This is a genomic window from Gordonia aurantiaca, assembly GCF_039939235.1.
Lineage (GTDB): Bacteria > Actinomycetota > Actinomycetes > Mycobacteriales > Mycobacteriaceae > Gordonia.
The window spans coordinates 37,022-58,713 of record NZ_JBDUUF010000010.1 but is presented as its reverse complement, the minus strand read 5'-3'; the positions used below and the strand labels follow the sequence as shown (position 1 = coordinate 58,713).

21 protein-coding genes are annotated in these 21,692 nt (G+C 68.5%); 8 read left to right on the top strand and 13 right to left on the bottom strand.

Annotated features, from left to right (window positions below; translation table 11 throughout):
* The first annotated feature begins 169 nt into the window (after positions 1-169).
* The 3 genes from ABFT43_RS18175 (at position 170) to fdhD (ending at position 2,087) form a co-directional block, all read left to right on the top strand.
* Positions 170-676, top strand: a complete 507-nt coding sequence (locus tag ABFT43_RS18175; protein ID WP_347961809.1) for a hypothetical protein — start codon at positions 170-172, stop codon at positions 674-676.
* 69 nt (positions 677-745) lie between these two features.
* Positions 746-1,195: a D-aminoacyl-tRNA deacylase gene (gene dtd / locus ABFT43_RS18170; protein ID WP_347961702.1), complete on the top strand. Its 450-nt coding sequence runs from the start codon at positions 746-748 to the stop codon at positions 1,193-1,195.
* Between the two features lie 49 nt (positions 1,196-1,244).
* Entirely contained in the window at positions 1,245-2,087 is an 843-nt protein-coding gene (fdhD, locus tag ABFT43_RS18165; protein ID WP_347961701.1) for a formate dehydrogenase accessory sulfurtransferase FdhD, read from the top strand.
* Positions 2,088-2,108: 21 nt separating this feature from the next.
* Here fdhD and ABFT43_RS18160 read toward each other — a convergent pair whose 3' ends face one another.
* A complete protein-coding gene (locus tag ABFT43_RS18160) occupies positions 2,109-4,187 on the bottom strand; it encodes a bifunctional lysylphosphatidylglycerol flippase/synthetase MprF (protein ID WP_347961700.1) in 2,079 nt (692 codons plus the stop codon).
* 142 nt (positions 4,188-4,329) lie between these two features.
* Between ABFT43_RS18160 and ABFT43_RS18155 the strand changes: the two genes are divergently transcribed.
* Positions 4,330-5,817 (top strand): aldehyde dehydrogenase family protein, encoded by a 1,488-nt coding sequence (locus tag ABFT43_RS18155; RefSeq protein ID WP_457590179.1) that lies wholly within the window; start codon positions 4,330-4,332, stop codon positions 5,815-5,817.
* Positions 5,818-5,921: 104 nt separating this feature from the next.
* Here the strand turns inward: ABFT43_RS18155 and map are convergent, their stop codons facing one another.
* The 12 genes from map to ABFT43_RS18095 all read right to left on the bottom strand — a co-directional run bounded on the left by map (position 5,922) and on the right by ABFT43_RS18095 (position 14,248).
* Positions 5,922-6,713 carry a type I methionyl aminopeptidase gene (map, locus tag ABFT43_RS18150; RefSeq protein WP_347961699.1) on the bottom strand — a complete coding sequence of 264 codons (792 nt, stop codon included), beginning with the start codon at positions 6,711-6,713 and terminating at the stop codon, positions 5,922-5,924.
* A gap of 24 nt (positions 6,714-6,737) precedes the next feature.
* Positions 6,738-7,292: an adenylate kinase gene (locus ABFT43_RS18145; RefSeq protein WP_347961698.1), complete on the bottom strand. Its 555-nt coding sequence runs from the start codon at positions 7,290-7,292 to the stop codon at positions 6,738-6,740.
* Positions 7,289-8,617: a preprotein translocase subunit SecY gene (gene secY / locus ABFT43_RS18140; protein WP_347961697.1), complete on the bottom strand. Its 1,329-nt coding sequence runs from the start codon at positions 8,615-8,617 to the stop codon at positions 7,289-7,291. Before secY ends, ABFT43_RS18145 begins: the two co-directional genes overlap by 4 nt.
* Before the next feature lie 217 nt (positions 8,618-8,834).
* Positions 8,835-9,275: a 50S ribosomal protein L15 gene (rplO, locus tag ABFT43_RS18135; protein ID WP_347961696.1), complete on the bottom strand. Its 441-nt coding sequence runs from the start codon at positions 9,273-9,275 to the stop codon at positions 8,835-8,837.
* Between the two features lie 3 nt (positions 9,276-9,278).
* The gene (rpmD, locus tag ABFT43_RS18130; protein ID WP_347961695.1) at positions 9,279-9,458 is read right to left on the bottom strand and encodes a 50S ribosomal protein L30; all 180 of its coding nucleotides are present in this window, start codon (positions 9,456-9,458) and stop codon (positions 9,279-9,281) included.
* A 2-nt stretch (positions 9,459-9,460) separates the two neighbouring features.
* Positions 9,461-10,099 carry a 30S ribosomal protein S5 gene (rpsE, locus tag ABFT43_RS18125; RefSeq protein ID WP_347961694.1) on the bottom strand — a complete coding sequence of 213 codons (639 nt, stop codon included), beginning with the start codon at positions 10,097-10,099 and terminating at the stop codon, positions 9,461-9,463.
* A gap of 46 nt (positions 10,100-10,145) precedes the next feature.
* Positions 10,146-10,550 carry a 50S ribosomal protein L18 gene (rplR, locus tag ABFT43_RS18120; RefSeq protein WP_347961693.1) on the bottom strand — a complete coding sequence of 135 codons (405 nt, stop codon included), beginning with the start codon at positions 10,548-10,550 and terminating at the stop codon, positions 10,146-10,148.
* Between the two features lie 3 nt (positions 10,551-10,553).
* Positions 10,554-11,090, bottom strand: a complete 537-nt coding sequence (gene rplF, locus ABFT43_RS18115) for a 50S ribosomal protein L6 (RefSeq protein WP_347961692.1) — start codon at positions 11,088-11,090, stop codon at positions 10,554-10,556.
* 15 nt (positions 11,091-11,105) lie between these two features.
* Entirely contained in the window at positions 11,106-11,504 is a 399-nt protein-coding gene (rpsH, locus tag ABFT43_RS18110) for a 30S ribosomal protein S8 (protein ID WP_006899635.1), read from the bottom strand.
* 286 nt (positions 11,505-11,790) lie between these two features.
* Positions 11,791-12,489 (bottom strand): hypothetical protein, encoded by a 699-nt coding sequence (locus ABFT43_RS18105; RefSeq protein WP_347961691.1) that lies wholly within the window; start codon positions 12,487-12,489, stop codon positions 11,791-11,793.
* Between the two features lie 387 nt (positions 12,490-12,876).
* Positions 12,877-13,488 (bottom strand): DUF4262 domain-containing protein, encoded by a 612-nt coding sequence (locus tag ABFT43_RS18100; protein ID WP_347961690.1) that lies wholly within the window; start codon positions 13,486-13,488, stop codon positions 12,877-12,879.
* 583 nt (positions 13,489-14,071) lie between these two features.
* Positions 14,072-14,248 carry a hypothetical protein gene (locus ABFT43_RS18095; RefSeq protein WP_347961689.1) on the bottom strand — a complete coding sequence of 59 codons (177 nt, stop codon included), beginning with the start codon at positions 14,246-14,248 and terminating at the stop codon, positions 14,072-14,074.
* Between the two features lie 878 nt (positions 14,249-15,126).
* Between ABFT43_RS18095 and ABFT43_RS18090 the strand changes: the two genes are divergently transcribed.
* The 4 genes from ABFT43_RS18090 (at position 15,127) to ABFT43_RS18075 (ending at position 21,573) form a co-directional block, all read left to right on the top strand.
* On the top strand, positions 15,127-16,605 hold the full coding sequence (locus tag ABFT43_RS18090) for an AIM24 family protein (RefSeq protein ID WP_347961688.1): 1,479 nt from the start codon (positions 15,127-15,129) through the stop codon (positions 16,603-16,605).
* Positions 16,606-16,713: 108 nt separating this feature from the next.
* Positions 16,714-17,166: an SRPBCC family protein gene (locus tag ABFT43_RS18085; RefSeq protein ID WP_347961687.1), complete on the top strand. Its 453-nt coding sequence runs from the start codon at positions 16,714-16,716 to the stop codon at positions 17,164-17,166.
* A 501-nt stretch (positions 17,167-17,667) separates the two neighbouring features.
* Positions 17,668-20,898, top strand: a complete 3,231-nt coding sequence (locus ABFT43_RS18080; protein WP_347961686.1) for an RHS repeat domain-containing protein — start codon at positions 17,668-17,670, stop codon at positions 20,896-20,898.
* 273 nt (positions 20,899-21,171) lie between these two features.
* A complete protein-coding gene (locus ABFT43_RS18075) occupies positions 21,172-21,573 on the top strand; it encodes an SRPBCC family protein (RefSeq protein ID WP_347961685.1) in 402 nt (133 codons plus the stop codon).
* Positions 21,574-21,692: the final 119 nt, after the last annotated feature.

Sequence of the window (21,692 nt, the reverse complement as noted above, 5' to 3'; positions counted from 1 at the left end):
CTCCGACACCGCGCCTGAATTGCCCGGAGCGCGAACCCTGTTCGCCACAGACCCACAACGACTGGGTTTCAACGCCTCGTCGCGGGGCAATGCCGGACCTATGGTGACCCGGTCGGGGTGACCGTACGGGGGACGATCAGAAGGAGACGGACCGGTGTCGAAGAACAAGATGACCAGACAAACCCGCACACGTACCCTGCCCGCTTCCGGCCTCGCTGCCGCCGCGGTTCTCGCAGGGCTCGGGGTGACCGCCCCGGCGGGAGCCGCAGAACCGGTGGCCCTCGAGATCTCCGGTGAACTGGAGATCGCCCCTGATCTCGAGATCCTGGAGATCAGGGCCGATGCAACGACGGACGCGGACGGCAAGACCACGGGCACCTACGAGGCGACCCTGCTGGCCGGCGACGACGACAACCCACTGCCCGTCAAGGTCAAGGGCCCGATCACCTGCATCCACACCGGCGAGAACGTCGCATCGCTGGTCTACCCGATCAGTTCCACGGTGCCGAACCTCGTGCCCGGTGCGCTGAAGGACGCGTTCGCCGTGCAGATCACCGTACGCAAGGGCGTCCAGGACAAGGTCGGCGTGAACGGACCGGCCCCGACCGATTCCTTCGACGGCTGCAAGCCCGCGGCCACCCCCTTCGACTTCGACGGCGACATCGAGATCAAGTAGCGGGCGACCGGCATCCGGCGACCTCACCTCCCGCTCGGCCACGCCGGTCGGTTTTGGCATGCTGGATCGGTGCGAGCCGTCATCCAGCGAGTCAGCCAAGCCCGCGTGAGTGTCGACGGCGAGGTCGTCGGTGAGCTCGACATCCCGGACGGCGGGTCGGGCATCGTCGCGCTCGTCGGCGTCACCCACGACGACACCCCCGAACACGCCGCGAAACTCGCCGACAAGATCTGGCGCCTGCGGATCTTCAATGGCGACGAGGGCCCCGAGAAGGCCGCAGCGGACGTTGACGCCCCGATCCTCGTCATCAGCCAGTTCACGCTGTATGCGAACACCCAGAAGGGGCGTCGGCCGTCGTGGAACGCCGCGGCGCCCGGACCGGTGGCCGAGCCGCTCGTCGACGCGGTCGTCGAGGAACTGCGCAAGGTCGGCGCAACCGTGGCGACCGGACGCTTCGGGGCGCACATGCACGTCGATCTCACCAACGACGGTCCGGTGACCTTGATCCTCGACGTTTGAGGTCTTTGTCATCACGATCCGGGCCGGGCAGACGACTAGGGTCGTACCCGTGGGACGAATAACCGCTCGACGCCGCGTCACCCGCATCCGCCGCGATGCGGAGACGACGCAGCGCGCCGACACGCTGGCCGTCGAGGAGCCACTCGAGATCCGCGTCGGCGGGGAGCCCCTCGCGGTCACCATGCGCACGCCGGGCAACGACTTCGAGCTCGTCGCCGGCTACCTCGTCTCCGAGGGCGTCATCAACCACGGTGCCGACTACGTGAACGCGCGCTACTGCGCGGGTACCGACTCGACCGGCGCCAACACCTACAACGTCGTCGATGTCTCGTTGGCCGCGGACGTCGCGCCGCCGCAGCCGAACCTGGTCCGCCACAACGCGACCACCAGTGCCTGCGGGGTCTGCGGCAAGGACAGCATCGATTCGGTCCACACCGCGTCGACCTACGAACCCGACACCGATCCGCTGATGGTCGACGTCGACACCCTGCTCGCCCTTCCCGACCGGTTGCGCGCCGAGCAGAACGTCTTCGACAAGACCGGCGGCCTGCACGCCGCGGCCCTGTTCGACGCCGACGGCACCCCACTCGTCGTCCGGGAGGACATCGGGCGCCACAACGCCGTCGACAAGGTCGTCGGCTGGGCGGTGCTCGCCGACCGACTGCCCCTGCGCGGCACCATCCTCCAGGTGTCCGGCCGGGCCGGCTTCGAGTTGGTGCAGAAGGCCGCGATGGCCGGCATCCCGATGCTCAGCGCCGTCTCCGCGCCGTCGTCGCTGGCCGCCGACCTCGCCGAGGATCTCGGGATCACCCTCATCGGGTTCTCCCGCGGCGAGTCGATGGTCGTCTACACGCGGCCGGACCGGATCAACATGCGGGTGACCACGGCCTGACGCCACACGGTGGCCCCGCCGTCATTCCCCTCCGGAGGCAGCCAGTTTCAGCAACTGTCCAGCGGTGGCGTCGGGAAGGTATGCCCGCGAGATCGCCAGCCCGATGCGCGGCAGGTCCGACTCGTCACGGAATGCCAGGTACACGGGCTCGTAGCGGGGGTTGAACTTCTTCTTGAACGTGTGCAGCGATCGGAACCCGTAGTACGGCTCGAGGGCCGCACCGAGCGCGTCGAGCAGCTTGTCCAGGGGTTCCGGATCGAAGTCACCGGTCCGCGCCAACGGCGCCCCGGACAGCGAGATGAACTGCGCCCCCTCGTCTTTGAACGCGACCGCGGACGACGCGATCAGGTACTCGACGACCGGCCCGAAGCCATCGGTACGGCGCCGCATGATGTCGAGGGTCCAACCCGCGACCTCACCGCCGGGTGCGTACACCGGCAACCACGACAGCACGCCGTGCACGTTGCCCTCCGGGTCGACGGCGAGCGCCACCTTCACCGGCGGGTCCATCGCCTCCTCGACGCTGCCGAGCGTGAAACCCATCTCGGGAAGCCCCTTGTCCCCCACCCACTCCTCGGAGATCGCGCGCACCTGTGTCTTCACCGCGAACGACTCGTCGGCGAGGGTCACCATCCGCATCGAGATGTCCTGCTTGGCCGCCTTGTTCAGCGCCGACCGCACGTGCTGCCACGGCTTGCCCTTGAACTCCAGCCCCGGCAGGTCGACGATGGTGTCCTCGGCGATCTGCACGCTGCGCCAGCCTCGTTCGACGGCGATCTGCGAGGTTTCCGGACCGACCGAGAACAGACATGGTGTGGCGCCGGCCGATTCGGCGAGATCGATGAACGCGCCGATGGCGGCAGCCCGCCGTTCGGGCGCGCAGACCGGGTCCGCGAGGGCCACGTGGGTGCCGACGTGATGCTGATACGTCACCACCGACGTGCCCTGGTCGGTGAAGTGATACGAGTTGCCCGGCCAGGTCGTCATCCACGACATCGTGCCGCCGCCATGGGCTCGCAGCAGCTGCTTGACCCGGTCCACGGGGTCGGCGTCCGGATCGGCCCCGAGGGCACCGACCCTGCCGACCCGCCACGGAACCGCGAAGGCGAACCGTCCCGGGACGAGGATGGCCAGCAACACCGCCCACAGCAGGGACGTACCCAGGGTGACGGCACCCTCGGTGGACACATCGGTGAACGCGACGAGCACGACCGCGACGACCGTGGCGATCACGTTGAGCGCGGCGAACACCACCGCCACCCACCAGGCCCACCGCTTCCCACGGCGCAACTGATCGGCTATCGCCACGTTGATCACCAGACCGACGAGCATCGCCGACAGCGAGTCGTCGCCGGAGTCGGTCGGTCCCAGCGGGCCGCTACTCGGGAAGAGGAAGACCATCAGGTTCGCCGCCGCAATCACCAACAGCGCGGCGCATCCGAGCATGCGGACCTCACGACGGGTCCGCGGGGTGTAGCCGCGCTCGTTGGTCGCGAAGAACCGTTCCCCGACGACGAGCATGATCGCCGCAGCCAGAACGTATTCCACCGACGCGAGGGTCCCCTGGAAGAGGAACCCGATGGCGACGATCGCGCCGAGCAACACCCGGACCCGCAGGCGCCACGGGGAACGGACCGTCGCCGACGCCACGGCCACGGCAGACACCACCAGCGCGCCGACGCCGGTCGCGCGGGAGTCGGAGAGCTCCTCCGCCCACCGCCAGGACGTGACCTCGGTCGAGGCGAGCCAGATGAACCCCGCGGTGAGCAGACAGGCGGTCAGATGACCACCGACGCCGACCAGCACCACCCTCACGGTGCCTAGTTGCCATTCCGCCCAGCCCATTCCGGCCAGCACGACGATCAGCGAGATGGCGTAGAGCCACGGACCGGGTTCGACGAACGCCGAACTGATCGGCGTCCACCACCTGCCCTCGCGGAGTGCGGGCAGCCCGAAGGCGACCTCGCGATACCAGGACTTGTCGTTCGCACGGCTCCACAGCGAACCGGTCACGATCCCGACGACCAACAGGGCGATGAAGAGCGCGGCGGTGAACGGCAACCGCCGGGCAGCAGCGGACCACGACACGTCGAAGTGCATTGACCAACATTACGACCGGCGACCCGTTCGCGCTGCGTATCGACGTCGGATAGTCCCCGGTTTGACGGTGTCCGACACCCGCCATAGCCTGATCGCAAACGTTCTCGCAAACGTTCTCGCATCCCCGGACGAAAGGACGCCGATGTCCCCCACGATGACGACCACGCCCGCCCTGCTGCGGAGCCTGATCGACGGCCGGTGGGAAGAGTCCGGGGGCGAACTGGTCTCCACGAATCCCGCCCGACCGGATGAGGTTGTGGCGCAGGGACCCCGGGCTTCGCTCGAGGATGTGTCCCGCGCAGTGGAGGCGGCGCGAAGGGCCGCGCCATCCTGGTCGCACACCCCGGTCCACGAGCGCGGCGCCGTGCTGGTCCGCGCCGCGGGCCACCTCGAGGCCGATGCCGACACCCTCGGACGGGAGCTGTCCCGAGAAGAGGGCAAGACCCTCGCCGAGGGCCGCGGCGAGGTGCTGCGCGCGGCACAGATCCTGCGCTACTACGGCAGCGAGGGCGACCGCTCGGCCGGCGAGCTCTTCCATTCTCCCCGCCCCGGCGAACGAATCCTCGTGACCCGCAAGCCCGTCGGGGTCGTCGGGGTCATCACCCCGTTCAACTTCCCCATCGCGATCCCAGCGTGGAAGATCGCTCCGGCGCTCGTGTACGGCAACACCGTCGTGTGGAAGCCCGCCAACACCGTCCCGCTCCTCGCGACGAGACTGGCCGAGGCGCTGGTCGAGGCCGGCCTGCCCGACGGGGTGCTCAATCTGCTACAGGGCACCGGCGAGCTCGGTGGCGCGATCGTCGACCATCCCGGCATCGACGCGATCACCTTCACCGGGTCCACCGCCGTCGGACGCGAAGTCGCCTCCACGGCCGCGCTTCGCGGCGTACCGGTCCAGGCGGAGATGGGCGGCAAGAACGCCGCGGTGGTCCTCGCCGACGCCGACCTCGATCTGGCGAGCGAACAGGTTCTGTTCGGCGCGTTCCGGTCGACCGGCCAGAAGTGCACCGCCACATCGCGATTGATCGTCGTCGACGAGGTCGCCGACGCCTTCATGGAACGGTTGATCGCCCGCCTGGACGCCTGGATCGTCGGCGATCCCACCGACGAGAACGTGCACATGGGTCCGGTCGTCGGGCCGCAGCAGGCCGCGCGCATCCGGGCCGGCATCGGGGCATCGGTGGACCGGGGCGCGCGATTGGCCTATGGCACCGACCTCGACCTCCCGCCGACCGTCGACCCGACCTGTTTCATCGCACCGACCGTCCTCGAACTCCCCGACGAACCGGCCGCCGGGGCCGATCCGGCGTGGCGCGAGGAGTTCTTCGGCCCGGTGCTCGCAGTCCGGCGCGCACGCAACACCGGCGAGGCCGTCGACTTCGCGAACGACAGCGAATTCGGGCTCAGCGCATCGATTTTCACGCAGGACGTGTCCTACGCCCTCGACGCCATGGAGCAGCTGAAGGTCGGGATCCTGCACGTCAACTCGGAGTCCGCGGGTGCGGACCCGCATGTGCCCTTCGGTGGGGCGAAGAAGTCGGGGCTCGGCCCGAAGGAACAGGGCACCGCCGCGCGGGAGTTCTTCACCAGCACCACCACCGTCTACCTGCGCGGCGGCCGACGGGGGTGACGAGACACCTCGCGTGGACGGCAATCGGAGGCGACGGTACGGAATCGAGCGCTGACCAACCGGTCATGACGCCGCGCGGGGCGGCGTCATTACCGACGGGGTCATTAGGGGCGCGGTGTCAGGATGCGCGGTCCGTCCTCGGTGACCGCGACGGTGTGTTCCCAGTGGGCGGCGCGCGAGCCGTCGTCGGTGACGACGGTCCAGTCGTCGTCGAGGACCGTGGTGTCCTCGGTGCCCAGCGTCAGCATCGGTTCGATCGCCAGGACCGATCCGATCACCAGCCAGGGCCCCTTGCCGGGTTCGCCCTCGTTGGGCAGGAAAGGATCCAGGTGCATCTCGCGACCGATGCCGTGCCCGCCATAGCCGTCGACGATGCCGAAGCGGCGGCCGAACTCCTTCTCCGCCGCACGGGTGCCGAGCTCGATCGCGTGGGAGATGTCCGTGAGACGGTTGCCCTCGACCATGGCGGCGATGCCGGCCTCCATCGACAGGCGCGTCGCCTCGGAGAGTTCGGCGTCGGCCCGGGAGAGCTCCCCGACGCCGAAGGTCCAGGCCGAGTCGCCGTGCCAACCGTCGAGGATGGCGCCGCAATCGATCGACACGAGGTCCCCCTCGGCGAGAACGACGTCGGCGGAAGGGATTCCGTGGACGACGACATCGTTCACGGAGCTACAGATCGACCCGGGAAAGCCGTGGTAGCCCTTGAACGAGGGCACGGCCCCGGCCTCCCGGATCACGGTCTCGGCGATCTCGTCGAGTTCGAGTGTGCTCACACCCGGCTTCGACGCGTCGCGCACGGCCACGAGGGCCTTGCCGACGACCGCGCCCGCCGCGGCCATGGCGTCCAGTTCACCCGCGGAGCGGAACGGGACGCGCTTGCGCTTGCGAAAACCCATCGGCGGACGCTGTCGTCGTCGGGATCAGGCGACGCCGGCGCCGATGGCGCTCAGCACGCGCTGGTGGACATCCTGGATGTCGCCGACCGCGTCGATGGTCTTGACCTGGTCGCCGTAGTACTCGAGGAGAGGTGCGGTCTCCTTGTTGTAGACGTCCATGCGGTTGCGGATGACCTCTTCGGTGTCGTCGGCGCGACCGCGGGCGAGCATGCGCTCGACCACGACCTCGGTATCGACGACGAACGACAGCACCGCGTCGAGCGAGGCGTCGAGGTTCGCGAGGATCTCGTTCAGCGCGTCGGCCTGCTCGGTCGAACGCGGGAAACCGTCGAGGATGAAGCCCTTGGCGGCGTCGGGCTCACCGACACGTGCGCGCACCATGTCGACGGTGATCTCCGACGGGACGAGGTTGCCGGCGTCGAGGTACTTCTTGGCCTCGATTCCGATCGGGGTGCCCTGCGAGATGTTGGCACGGAACAGGTCGCCGGTGGAGATGTGCGGGATGCCGAGCGCTTCGCTGAGCAGCTCCGCCTGGGTGCCTTTGCCTGCTCCGGGGGGGCCGAGAATAACCAGTCTCACTTCAGGAATCCTTCGTACTTGCGTTGCATCAACTGACTGTTGATCTGTTTCATCGTGTCCAGACCCACACCGACCATGATCAGCACGGCCGTGCCCCCAAATGGCAGGTTCTGGATGTTGCTGCTGTTACCGATCTCGAGGAAGAGGTTCGGCAGCACCGCGATGATACCGAGGTAGATCGAGCCGGGCAGGGTGATGCGGCTCAGCACGTACCCGAGGTATTCCGCGGTCGGGGCGCCCGGTCGGATGCCCGGGATGAAGCCACCATACTTCTTCATCTCGTCGGCGCGTTCCTCCGGATTGAAGGTGACCGCCACGTAGAAGTACGTGAAGAAGATGATCATCAGGAAGTACACCGCGATGTAGACCCCGTTGCTGGGATCGGTCAGGTACTTCGTGACGTAGTCCTGCCAGGTCGACTGCGTGCCGTCGGGGTTGCGCGTGAGCTCGACGATCAGCTGGGGCAGGTACAGCAGCGACGACGCGAAGATCACCGGGATGACGCCGGCCTGGTTGACCTTCAGCGGCAGGTAGGTCGAGGAGCCGCCGTACATCTTGCGGCCCACCATCCGCTTGGCGTACTGGACCGGGATGCGGCGCTGGCCCTGCTCGATGAAGACCACGCCGGCGACGATGAGCAGCGCTGCGACGCAGACGAGGGCGAAGACGAGACCACCGCGGGTGTTGAGGATGGTGCGACCCTCGGCCGGGATGCGGGCGGCGATACCGGCGAAGATCAGCAGCGACATGCCGTTGCCGATGCCGCGCTCGGTGATCAGCTCGCCGAACCACATGACGAGCGAGGCGCCTGCGGTCATGACGAGCACGATGATCGCCAGACCGAAGATGCTGGTGTCGTGGATGACCTGATCACTCGTCGAGCACGACTGCGGGAGGAGCTGCCCGCGGTCGGCGAGCGCGACGATGCCGGTGGACTGCAGGAGTGCCAGGGCGACGGCCAGGTAACGCGTGTACTGCGTCATCTTGGCCTGGCCGGCCTGGCCTTCCTTGCGCAGCTGCTCGAACCGCGGGATCACCACGGTGAGCAGCTGGACGATGATGGAGGCCGTGATGTACGGCATGATGCCGATCGCGAACACCGACAGCTGCAGGAGCGCGCCGCCGGAGAACAGGTTGATCAGCGAGTAGACGGAGCTCGACTCGCCGGCCGAGACCTCGTCGAGACACTGTCGAACGGCCTGATAGTCGACACCCGGCGACGGAACCGTCGCGCCCAGGCGATACAGGACGATGATGCCGATGACGAAGAGGATCTTCTTCCTCAGGTCAGGCGTCCGTATGGCCGCGAAGAGGGGGGAAAGCACTAACTCCTCCTAGTAACGACCACGCGAGGCGTACGTTCCGGGTCGGTCCTGACCCTTTTCCCCGTGTGCTCGGCAATCGACAGTGTTCGGTATGCGGCGATCCCGTGCGGGTGCGGCAGACAACGTCTGAAACTCTACAGTGGCGCCCCACAGCGACGCCGAAACGCCCCGGTCGGGCGGCAGCAGTTGCTGCCGCCCGACCGGCGGTTTCACATCGTCAGAGTTCGGTGACGCTGCCTCCGGCAGCGGCGATCTTCTCCTTGGCGGAAGCGGTGAACTTGTTGGCGGTGACGTCGACCTTCACGGTCAGCTCGCCGTCGCCGAGCACCTTCACCAGCTTGTTCTTGCGGACAGCGCCCGCGGCGACGAGCTCCTCGACGCCGATGGTGCCGCCCTGCGGGAAGAGACGCTCGATGTCGCCGACGTTGACGACCTGGTACTCGACCCGGTTGCGGTTGGTGAAGCCCTTGAGCTTCGGCAGCCGCATGTGAATCGGCATCTGGCCGCCCTCGAAGCCGGCGGGCACGTTCTTGCGTGCCTTGGTGCCCTTGGTACCGCGACCGGCGGTCTTGCCCTTGGACCCCTCACCGCGACCCACGCGGGTCTTGTCGGTCTTCGCGCCCGGAGCGGGGCGAAGGTGGTGGAGTTTGATGGTCATTGCTTAAACCTCTTCGACTGTCACGAGGTGGCGGACCGCGTTGATCAGGCCGCGGTTGACCGGCGTGTCCTCGCGCGTGACCGACTTGCGGATGCCCTTCAGACCGAGGGTCCGCAGGCTGTCACGCTGGTTCTTCTTGGTACCGATGGTGCCCTTGACCTGAGTGATCTTCAGCTGAGCCATGATCAGACCCCCTGTCCCGCGCGAGCGCGCAGCATACCGGCCGGGGCAACGTCCTCGAGGGGCAGACCGCGCCGGGCCGCGACCTCTTCCGGACGCTGCAACATCTTGAGTGCCGTCACGGTTGCGTGTACGACATTGATGGCGTTGTCGGAGCCCAGGCTCTTGGCGAGGACGTCACGGACGCCCGCGCACTCGAGCACGGCACGCACCGCGCCACCGGCGATCACACCGGTACCGGGGCTGGCCGGGCGGAGCATGACCACACCGGCAGCGGCCTCACCCTGAACCGGGTGGGTGATGGTGCCGCCGATCAGCGGCACGCGGAAGAAGTTCTTGCGAGCCTCTTCGACGCCCTTCTGGATCGCAGCCGGGACTTCCTTGGCCTTGCCGTAGCCGACGCCGACCATGCCCTGGCCGTCACCGACCACCACGAGAGCGGTGAACGAGAAACGACGTCCACCCTTGACCACCTTCGAGACGCGGTTGATCGTCACGACGCGCTCGAGCTGGTTGCGGTCCTGGTCGCGGCCACCGCGGTCGCGACGGTCACGGCCGCCGCGGCGCTCGTTGCCGCCACCTGCGTTGTTCTGGTTGTTGTCGCCGGCGGGTCCGTTTCCGCCGTCACGCTGACGTCCGGGCATCAGAGGTTCCCTCCGGTCGTTTGGGTGTAGCTGGTGAAGATGGTCATCAGAACTTCAGGCCTCCCTCGCGGGCGGCGTCGGCGAGCGCGGCGATACGGCCGTGGTAGTCCTTGCCACCACGGTCGAACACGACGGCCTCGATGCCGGCGGCCTGCGCACGCTTGGCGATCAGTTCACCGACCTTGCGGGCCTGGGCGGTCTTGTCCCCACCTGCGGCACGCACGTCTGCCTCGATCGACGAGGCGGCGGCCAGGGTGTGGCCGGCCAGGTCGTCGATGAGCTGGACGTGGATGTGGCGCGAGCTGCGCTTGACCGCGAGACGCGGACGAGCCGGGGTTCCGCTGACCTTCTTGCGGAGACGGAAGTGACGGTTGGCGGTCGCCTTGCGGCGACGCGTCGACACGTCCTTGCCGAGGGGCTTGCGGCTGGTCTTGGTAGCTGTGTCACTCATGGCTTACTTACCCGTCTTTCCGACCTTGCGACGGATCTGCTCACCCTCGTAGCGAATGCCCTTGCCCTTGTAGGGGTCCGGACGACGCAGGCGGCGGATGTTCGCCGAGATCTGGCCGACTTTCTGCTTGTCGATACCCGAGACCGAGAACTTGGTCGGGGACTCCACGGCGAAGGTGATGCCTTCGGGGGCCTCGATCGGCACGGGATGGCTGTAACCGAGGGAGAACTCGAGGTCCTTGCCCTTTGCCTGGACGCGGTAGCCGACACCGAAGATCTCCATCTTCGTGGTGTAGCCCTGCGTGACGCCGATGACCAGGTTGTTGATCAGCGAGCGGCTCAGGCCGTGCAGCGCGCGGCTGCGGCGCTCGTCGTCGGGGCGTGTGACGACGATGGAGTTGTCTTCCTTGGCCACCTTGATGGGCTCGGAAACGGTGAGCGACAGCTCACCCTTGGGGCCCTTGACGGTGACGTGCTGGCCGTCGACGGTGACGTCGACGCCGGCCGGGATCTCGATGGGGTTCTTACCGATACGCGACATGTCGTATTCCCTCCCCTACCAGACGTAGGCGAGGACTTCGCCGCCCACGCCCTGGTTGGCTGCCTGGCGGTCGGTGAGCAGACCCGAAGACGTGGAGATGATGGCCACGCCGAGGCCGCCCAGCACCTTGGGCAGGTTGGTGGACTTTGCATAAACCCGGAGACCCGGCTTCGACACGCGGCGCAGTCCGGCGATGGAGCGCTCACGGCTGGGGCCGTACTTCAGGGTGACGACGAGGTTCTTGCCGACCTCCGCGTCCTCGACGCGGTAGTCGGTGATGTAGCCCTCGCGCTTGAGGATCTCGGCGATGTTCACCTTGATCTTCGACGACGGGAGTGTGACCTCGTCGTGGTACGCCGAATTGGCGTTGCGCAGACGCGTCAAGAAGTCTGCGATCGGGTCAGTCATGGTCATGGTTGACCGTCAACCTTTCTCATGGCGGTTCCCATGCAGCGCCGATCAGCGGGAAAATTCCTCTGACCTGCGGTGGGCCTTCCACGAAGTGGATAGTTTCTGAAGGTTCTCGCCGCCGATGCCCTTGGCTTTTCGCCGGCACCGGAGACTATTCAGTTGTGTCCCAGGCACCTGAGGTGCACAGGCAACCGCTCTAGTGTAGGGAATCTGCTGCTCAGACCCAAATCGCCCCCGCTCGGCCGATCGCCGGGGCGCTTCACGGAGCCCTCAGCGAAGCGCGAAGCCCTCAGCGAAGCGCGAAGTCGTACCGCGAGGTGGGCACGACGTCGAGGTTGCGATCGGCGCCGAAGCGTCCCACGCTCGCGAGCATCCGGGTCATCCGGCGTTCGAGTTCGGCCTGGTCTCCCCCACTGCCGTAGAAGGCATGGATGTCGTCGACGGCCGCCACCGGAAACAGCTCCTCCACGATCGCATCCACCTGCGGGGTGCCCGGTGTGAGCGCCCGCTCGACGATGTTCTGGTGGTAGCCGAAGGTCGCCTGGGTCTCGATGGCCACGGTGGTGTGCTCATCGAGCCAGATGCGCAGCCATTCCTCTCTGTCCAGTTCCGCCGGACGCCGGAGGAAGGCGATGTTCGACAGGGCGTCGGCGCGGCTGCCGTCGGCGGGAACGTTCGGGTCGAGCGGAGTGCGCTCGGTGACCGCCCAGGCGCCCACCACGCCGGCAATCGCTTCGACCGCGTCGAGGACGGGGCGGATGTTCGACGCGGGGTCGTCGTCATCGCTGTGCAGGGTCACGACCGCTTCGATCGGCGGGTCGAGCTCGCTGATGCGCATCGCGCCGGCGACCGGGTCGTCGGAGATGTTGACCTGCACACGCTCCGCCCCGGAGCGTCGGCACACGTCGAGGAACTTCGCGCTCGACAACGCGTCGAGAACGTCGCCGGCATCCGGTAACCGTGTCAGGGCGACGATCGTCTTGGGCATGCCCGCACGCTAACCAAACCCGGGGCCGCGCGACCGGGGATTCGGCGACTGGATCGGTTGACCATCTCGGTTCCGGGTGGTCGGTGGACCTCGGCGACCTCAGATCAGCGACGACAAAGGCCCTCCTCGAGGGAGCGACTGGGACACGCCCGACAGGCGGGATGCGCAACCGCGCACTCCATCGACGCGGCCTTTGCGAGGGACAGAGACGGGCCTGCACTCCCCCGCCACACGAGGAGCGACAGCGACGGGGCCCGACGGGCCGCCGACGCCGAACTCCCCGACCCCGCAATCGAAATGAGGTCGCACGCGGCACGGTTCCGGCTCGGCGTCATCGGGCGAGGTCGCCGAGCCGAATCGAAGTCGCGTGCGACATCGACCAACAGATCAGTGACCGGTGATCCGCCGTCCTCGCCGCGGTCGGCAGCGTTCCGGCCCCGACTCGACGGTCACGACGTGCGCCTGACGCCCCGCATGCGCCGCGAGGTCCGGGAAGCCCTTGACCGGCTGGTGCATCGGGAGCAGGACGTAGTCGGCATCCCACGGGTAGCGGCCGTGGTCGTCGGGCCAGACCACCTGGAGGGTCGGGTAGTCCGGGAACAGCAGGTTGGCGAGGACCAGTTCGTCCTTGTCCACCTGCTCGATGAGCCGCACCGGCACCGGGATCGACCGGAGGCGGACCGGCACGCCGCCGGCGACGAGGCCGCGCCAGTCCTCCCGATGCAGGAGTTCCCCCAGTTCATCCAGTACCCGCCGGGCGAGGGTGGCGTCGAGTCCGTAGATCGCGAGTTCCGGGATGGAGTGCAGCGACAGCCCCGCCGTATAGGAGTGGCCACATTCGGCGGAACCGGCCTCGGCGCCGGCCGACGAGTCGACTGTCCCTTCGCCGACGGAGGTCACCTGCCAGCCGCAACGGCGGATTGTCTCGATGGTCGAGCGGATGACGGGGTTGGGATGCCACCGGGGCAGACCTCGGATCGCGGCAGCGTGGTCTGACATTGATCGCTCCTTTGTTCGAAGGGTGCGGCCATGACACCACGCGGGTCTGACAATCCGATACGGTCGGCTCGCGCTCCGGTGACCGAAACGTCGACCCGTCGACACCGGGACCGACGATCCCGGATCCAGGGCACGTGAGCTGGCCGGGCCCGCACTCGTCACCCCACCGGCAGCGCGCCCGGCCGGTCACCTCGTCGCGTCGTGCCTCGCGGCGGTCGGACATGGCAGTGCTTGCCTCCGCCGGCCGCGTCAGCGACCGTCACGGCGGACGCGTCAGGACCGACCGTCAGCCGGGGTCCGTGCCCCTCACGGCCGTCCGGATCACTGCCCGCCATCGCCCACCGCGCCGGCAAGCGCACGGTCACAGCGCACGGTCACAGCGCACCGCCATGGCCCCCGACCACGGCCGACCTCATCAGCACCCGCCACCGCGGACGTGCGAGCGCCACTCATGATGACCGTGCCGACGCCCGCCACCGCCGACGACGCATGCGCCACCTTCGTCGCCCGGCGGCGTCCGGCGCCGTCGACCGGTCGCCGTCAGCCGGCGTGCAAGTCACGCCCTGCCGCGACGCCCGCCGGCTCAGAGTTCGGGACGTCGAGTGTCGTACGCCGCCCGGTATCCGACCCGTCGCCCACCATCGCGGGCCACCACCACGAATGTCCGGACCACGATCGTGAGCAGTGCGAGGCCACCCAGGATCGCCAGTGTCACCGCGGTCATCATGGCCTCCTCACTCATGGCCACCCAGGTCGTCATGAAATACGTTGTGCCAGAACAGATACCCGCGCTCCGTGGATGTCTTCACCGACATCCGTCCGCGGTTCCTCATGTCGTCGAACATGGTGCGCCGTCCATGACTTCGAGCGCCACTGATTTTTCGGCCGCTCGACCACCGGATGACCGACGTGGCCGACATGACGGGTTCCCGCACATCTCTTCCTCCCCCCCGATCACCGGAGTGGCAGCGAACGGGGGACGGAATCGATATGCGCGAACCCGTCTTTCACACTGTGCAGTTGTCAACAATCGTGTGCGGCCCGCGTCTGACGAGAATCCCCGACCGTCGTCGCCGGGGACTCGGTTCGTCGCCTTCGTGGCACCGGATCCGCCGCGTGTGAACTTCTTGGCGTAGGTGGGTGATCTGGTGATGATCGGCGCATCGCCAGCTGGTCGCTCACGCGATCAGCAACCAGTCCTCGGTTGTACCCGACGGCCGTTACGGGATTCGTGACCCGTCGTCGGGACCGGCACGGCAGGTCCGTCGCGGTCCGGTCGCGTGCACGACGACCACCTGTCGAACATCGGTGATGCGACACGTCGACTGCCTGCCGCTCGGTCTCGAGAGCGAGGTGCCGACCGTCATCTCCGGAGACCCCACGGCCCGTGCGTCGCGACGGTCCCACCACATCGCCTCACGCGACAGATCGCCGTCATATCAGGCGATTTCACGCACAGTAGATCTCCTCGGACGGTCCTGTAGCCCGCTTGCCGCTCCCGGGCCGGACGTCCGGCCGAGGACCCGCGGAGGCGTCGGCGGGTCGCCGCACCTCCGGAATCGGGTCACGAGCCGCCGACCCCGCTTGCCGCAGGTGCGCGCCGACGCACCTCCGCACGACACTTGGCAGAATGGACCCGTGATTTCCCTGTCCGCCGGAGAGAACCGCCCGCTGCCGTCGTCGGCCGTGACGGTTTCGGTGCGCTCGGCGTCGCCGGTCAACACCTCGGCGATCCTGCTCACCGACACCGGTCGCGTCCGCTCCGACGCCGACCTGATCTTCTACAACCAGCCCACCGGTCCCGGTGTCGCCTACCGGTCGCAGGGCACCGTCGACATCGTCACCATCGACACCGCGGCGCTGCCCCGCGAGATCAGCACGGTCGTCGTCGCGGCGAGCCTCGACGGCACCGGCCCGACGACGTTCGCCACCGCGGGCTCCATCACCGCGACCCTCGACGGGGGCGGCGAGGAGCTGACCTTCACGCCGACGAACCTCACCAGCGAGGCCGCGGTGGTCTGCATGGAGATCTACCGCCGCAACGACATCTGGAAGGTGCGCGCCGTCGGGCAGGGCTACGACTCCGGGCTCACCGGTCTGGTCACCGCGTTCGGGATCGAGGTCGAGGACTACCCGACTCCGGCGCCTGCACCCGGCCACCCCCCGCGGGTCACCGACCCGCAGCCCTGGCCGCCCACGAACGTCCCTGCGCCACTGTCACACACGCCTGCGGTCACACCGACACCACCGGGGACGCCTCCACCGATGTCGCCGACCCAGCCGGCCACACCGCCACCGGTTTCGCCACCCCGGCCGGCCACACCCCAACCGCCCGTCACGCCACCCCGACCTCCGGTCACGACCCAACCCGCGGGAGCCCTCATGCACTCCGATCTCTTCGCCCCCGACCATGCCGAGGTCAACGGTGTGGGCATCCAGAAGCAGGGCAGCAAGATGTGCCGCGTCGGACTCAACGGCGAGGTCATGGCCCGCGCCGGGTCGATGGTGGCCTATCAGGGCGACCTTCGCTTCGAGGCGCTCGGCTCGGGCGGCTTCGGCCGGATGATGCGGCAGGCGATGACCGGTGAAGGCGTCCCGCTGATGAAGGTCAGCGGCCGCGGTGACCTGTTCCTCGCCAACGCCGCGTCGGAGGTCCACCTGATCGACCTCGACGGCAGCGACGGTCTCACGATCAACGGCGCGAACGTCCTCGCCTTCGACCCGACCCTGAGCTACGACATCAAACGCGTCCAGGGGGCCGGCGCGATGGGCAACGCGGGCATGTTCAACTGCGTGTTCACCGGCCGTGGCCGTATCGCGATCACCACCGACGGCACACCGGTGGTCCTCAACGTCGACTCCGCCACCCATGCCGACCCACAGGCCGCCGTCGCGTGGTCGTCGAGCCTGCGCACCTCGATCAAGACGAACGACTCGTTCAACCTGGGCACCCTCATCGGCCGCAGCACCGGCGAGCGCTTCACCCTCGCCTTCTCCGGGCAGGGTTTCGTCGTCGTGCAGCCGTCGGAGTTGCCGCCGGGCGGGTTCATCGGAGGCACCGGCGGCGGTGGCGACGCCGGCGTCGGCGGGATGCTGGGCGGGTTCCTCGGGCGGTGACGGCGCGCGTTCCGTAGCGAAAATCGGCGCTATACCCCAACTTTCGCTACGAAATCCCGGTGGGCGGGTTACCGTCGGGACCTGACGTCAACCCGCAGGAGTTCGACGATGCCCGAAGCCTCCGCCACCGTCATCATCAAACAGCCCGCCGAGACCGTGTGGGAGTACTGCCTGGTGCCGGAGCACGTCGCGGCACTCACGCCCGGAGTCGTCGCGATCTCGCCGGTGTCCGACGGGCCGGTCACGGTCGGGACCGTCTGGCGCGGCGAGATCAAGGCGCTCGGCCGCACGATGGACTGGGTCGGCCGGTTCACCCGCGTCGACGCCGGCTCGGCCACCGAGTTCAGCTCCACCGACTCGCCGTTCGGGTTCCGCATCCGGGCCACCTTCGCCGAGCACACCGACGGCGTCCGCCTGACCTATCGCATCCACAACGACGGCGTCGGCGGCCCCATCGGACGGGTGGCCGACGCGATCGCGATCCGCGCCTTCCAGCGCGCCCTGTCGGCCAGTGCCCGGAAGCTGCCGCGGCTCGTTGAGGACTGGGCGGCGACCCGCTGACAACATCGGAGCAATACGGACAAAAGGGACTGTAGTCCGGACGGACGATTTGTGACATCGGGCCGCTTTCCCGTCACGCCGCGGTAGGCGATACACATATCGCAGAAGCGTCTTCCCGACTACCTGATATGTTGCGCGACAACAGAAAACAGAATCGTATATGTTGCGCGATCTTTGTTCACCACGCCGCCTCGTCACGAGTACGAAGCAGTCGAGAAAATTCATTCGCCGATCCAATCGCCATTGACACGATCAGCCGCTACCGTCAGTTCAGGCGAGTCCGTCGCCGTGAAAGCGGTGCCTCTTGAGTCACAGGAGGTTCTCGACGGAAAAGCGATGCACTCGGTCCCAGCCCCGAAGCCGGCGAGTGCGGGTTCTGCGTGGGAGCACGGCGAGCACGCACCATTTCGTCCGAGGAGTCGACGACGTCGACCCCCTCAGGCGAGCCCTGCGCCCGGACTCGTCGACTCGTGACGTTCGGTGACCGAAGGCCAGCGAAGAATGACAACAACCCACAAGCGATCACACCGCCTGCGCGCTCTCGCCGCAGTGGTGGGCGTCGGGCTGGTCGTCTTCTGCGGCGCCAACACCCCGGTCTCGGCCGACCCCGGCGACTCCGGCGGCCCGTCCAACTCGGATGCCTCCAATTCCTCCGGCGGGCAGTCCGCCGACACCCCGCGGGACACCCGTCCCGACCACGAAGGTTCCGCGGGTGTTGCGAGCGACGACGGCGAAGGAGCCTCCGGGGACACCGACTCCGGGGGCACCGACTCCGGGGACACCGACTCCGGGGGCAACGACAGCGGGGGCACCCACGCCGAGACCGATCCGACGCCGGGCGGCAACACCCGGGGCGACGACACCTACGAGATCGGCCCGCAGCCGGGCGACACCGACCAGTCCCCCGCTTCCACCGACTTCGGGTCGACGAGCTCCGGCGCGCCCGACAGCTCTCCCGGTGACACCAGCGCACCCTCGGCGTCGGAACCGGCCGTCGGCGAATCGCCCGCCGCCGCCGAGGTGGCCACCGATCCCCAGCCCGGTGACACCGAGACCCGGCCCGCACCGAACACCCCCACGGAGGACAAGCCCGCACGCCGACCGACCGAGGACGCGACCCACGATGTCGAGGCGCACGAGTCCCCCGGCGACGCCGCCGGGAGCCCGGACACGGCGTCGGTCCCCGGGTCGGAGCCCGGTCACCCGGATGCCGCGGTGATGGCCGCCCTCATGCCGGACAGCCCGCCGAATGTCACCCCGAGAATCAGCGCGAACACATCGACGCCAACCGTCGTCGCCCTGGGACCACATCCCAAGCGCACCGGCGCCATCGGCCTGCTGGCGTTCCTCGGCTTCAACGTCCTCGGCAGCGGGACCACCGGGGCGGTCAGCCCCGCACCGTGGACCCTGGTCTGGTGGGTCCGCCGCTTCGGCACCGTCGCGCCCGTGAGCATCGCCGCGCCTCCCTCCGCGCCCACCCACGGACTCCTCCTCGACGATCCGCGCGCCACAGGCGACACGGGCACGATCAGCGCGAGTGAGGACCGCACCCCATCGCCGGAACCCGTGCCGTCGTTCGCCGCGCTCCCGGCCGGTGTCCTCAGCGGCGCGGTCACGTTCCGGGATCCCGACGGCAATCCGCTGCCTGCGACGCCTGTCGGCCTGACCGCGGTCGGCGACACCACCTATCGCACCGAACTCGGCGGGATCTGCACGGTCGACCCGCTCACCGGCGGCTACACCTACTCCCCATGCCTTCGGGCGCGCGTGGCCGCGTCCGCCGACGACGCCTCCGAATCGGCCCGGTTCGACCCGCTTTTCCTCCGGGCCGGTGGACCGTACGGCACGTCGGTCCGCCTCGGGCTCGCGGTCGACAGCCCGTACTCGGCCGGACAGGTCACCGTCCCCGGACGGCAGATCGACGACATCGTCGCCGGCCCCGCCGGGACCTGGTTCGTGACCACCCACGACGGCGACCGCACCTTCCTCACGGTCGTGGCACCCGACGCCACGTCGGCGACCATCGTCCCGATCCCCGGCGAACCGGCGCAGGGTGTCCACGGTGTGGTCCTCGGACCCGACGGACGCGCCCACCAGGTGACGCAACTCGACGAGATCGTCGGCGAGGACCTGAGGTCCACGGTGCGCATCACCTCGGTCGACGCGTCCGGCTCCGCGCGCACCACGGCGCGGCTCCCGGGGCGTCCTCGGGGCGGATTGCAGTTCGGCCCCGACGGAACCGGATACCTCCTGACGTTCGACGAGGATCCGACCGGCCTTGGCACGACCCATCTGACCTCGGTCGCACCAACCGGTGAGACCGTCTCGTCCCCGGTCCCCGGCGGGGACGGCCATCTCCTCGTGACGGGCACCGGCGATGTTCGCGTCGCGGTCGTGGGAACCAGGCCGACGATCCTGCACAGGCTCCCCTCCGGCGACCTGGTCCCGACGGCGGACCCCGAGGTCCCGGAGGGCGGCATCCTGTGGGACCACCGCGAGGTCGCGACCTACTTCGTCACCCACGTCGACGACGCCCCCCGGCCCCACAGTGCCCTCACGGCCCATCGCGCCGACGGCACGACCGTCACCCACGACGCACTGCCCGGCCGCGTGACCTCGGTGGTGTCCGGCGAGCACGTGGACCACGTCCTGTCGGAGTCCGCGGGCGCCGCGCACATCACCACCCTCGCCGCGGACGGCCGTCGCTCGGTGGTGGACTTCCCCGGGATGGTCACCGGTTCGTCCGCGATCGGCCCCGGCGACGCACTCTTCGCCGCGCTGACCGACCCGCTGACCGACGAGACCATCGTCGTCACCATCGGCCCGGACGGAACCGCGCGTCCGGTCACCTCGACCGTCGGTCTCGCCGAGGTACACACCAACCGGCTCGGCGACGTGTTCGTCGTCGCCACCACGATGACCGCCGACGGCCGCGACACGTCCACCGTCACCGTCGTCCGCGCCGACGGTCGCACGGCGATCGCGACCGGCTTCGACGGAACCCCGATCTCGGTGCAGTTCAACCGGTTCGGTGACATCGCGATGCCCGTGTTGACCACCGACGAGACCACCGGCGACGCGCTCACCTCGTTCGCCGTCATCCGGCCGGACGCCACCGTGGTCGCCTCGCCCGCGGTGGCCGGCGAACCCGCAGGCGAGCCGACGATCGCCGACGACGGGACCTCGTTCGTGACGCTGACCCGGTTCGACCGGTCGACGCGCCGGCCGAACAGCACCGTCGTCTCGTTCGGCCCCGACGGCCGGGCCGCGGTGGCCGCCGAATTCCCCGGGCACTCGCTGCGCGGGCCGGCCATCTCCGCGGAGGACAACCTGGCCGTCGTCACCCACGACGACGGTTCCGCCACGATTCGGGTCCTCGGCGCCCGTCGACACCGATCCGGACACGCGTCCCCGACCAAGGTCTTCGACGTCATCCCGCACGTCGTCGGCGTCGACCCCACGACGGGCACCGTGACGGGCACCCTCGACGACGGGGCACCCGACGAGAGCGCGCTGGGATTTCTCACCACCGACGCCCAGGTCCAACTCGATCCGGTCACCGGGACGTTCGTCTTCACCCCGACCCCCGAGGAACGTGCCGTCGCCGCGGGCCCCGACGGGCCGACGACGCACAACTTCACCGTGCTCGTCTCCGACGCGAACGGCGCGTCGACGGTCCTGTCGGTGACCGTGCCGGTCAGCCACTCCCCTGCGCTTCAGTCGCTGGATTGAAGCACACCCCGACACGTTCGACCGCCGCGGCCGCGGGGCAGGCATGACCTCTATCACGAGTTCCTTTGTCAGGCAAAGCAACTGACCGTTTTGTCCCGTGGTCATCGCCGATCGTCGGGCGTATCGTCGTCGGTGCAACACCGTGACCGCACGCCACACCTGCCCGCACCGCAACCGCGGCGCGGGGAGTTCGCACGCCTTCGACACCCGCTCAGGTGCATTCATGCTCGAAGCCAGCGCATCCGCGACCGTCGGGCAACCCGTCGAGACCGTATGGGCGTACGCACCGCTCCCGGAAACCTCGCCGCCCATCTGCCCGGCGATGTCGAGATCACGCCGCTCTCCGACGGACCGCCGAGGATCGGGGCGATCTGGCGGGGCAGGACCGCGATCCTCGGCCGAATCCTCGAGTGGACAGGCGAGTTCACCCGAGTCGACATCTACAAGGACGCCGGGTTCCAGACCATCGAGGCCGCCTTCGGGTTCCGCGCGCATCTCTCCCTGGAGGGGACCGCCGCCGGCGTATGCATGACCTTCCTCTTCGAATCACGGGGGTTCGGCGGTGATTTCGGCACGATGGCCGACCTGGCCGCACTGCGCATCTACCAGCGCCGACTCAACGAGTCGTTCGCACGCATCCCCGAAATGATCGAGAAGTGGGCCGTCGAGCGGTGACACCCGGTCGAGAGCTGCCCATGCGGCACCGCTGTCGATCGTCGAGCACGGTCGAGGAGCGCGGTCTGACCAGGTTGCAGCGCAGCATCTTTCGTGGTCTCGAATCGAAATGACACAGA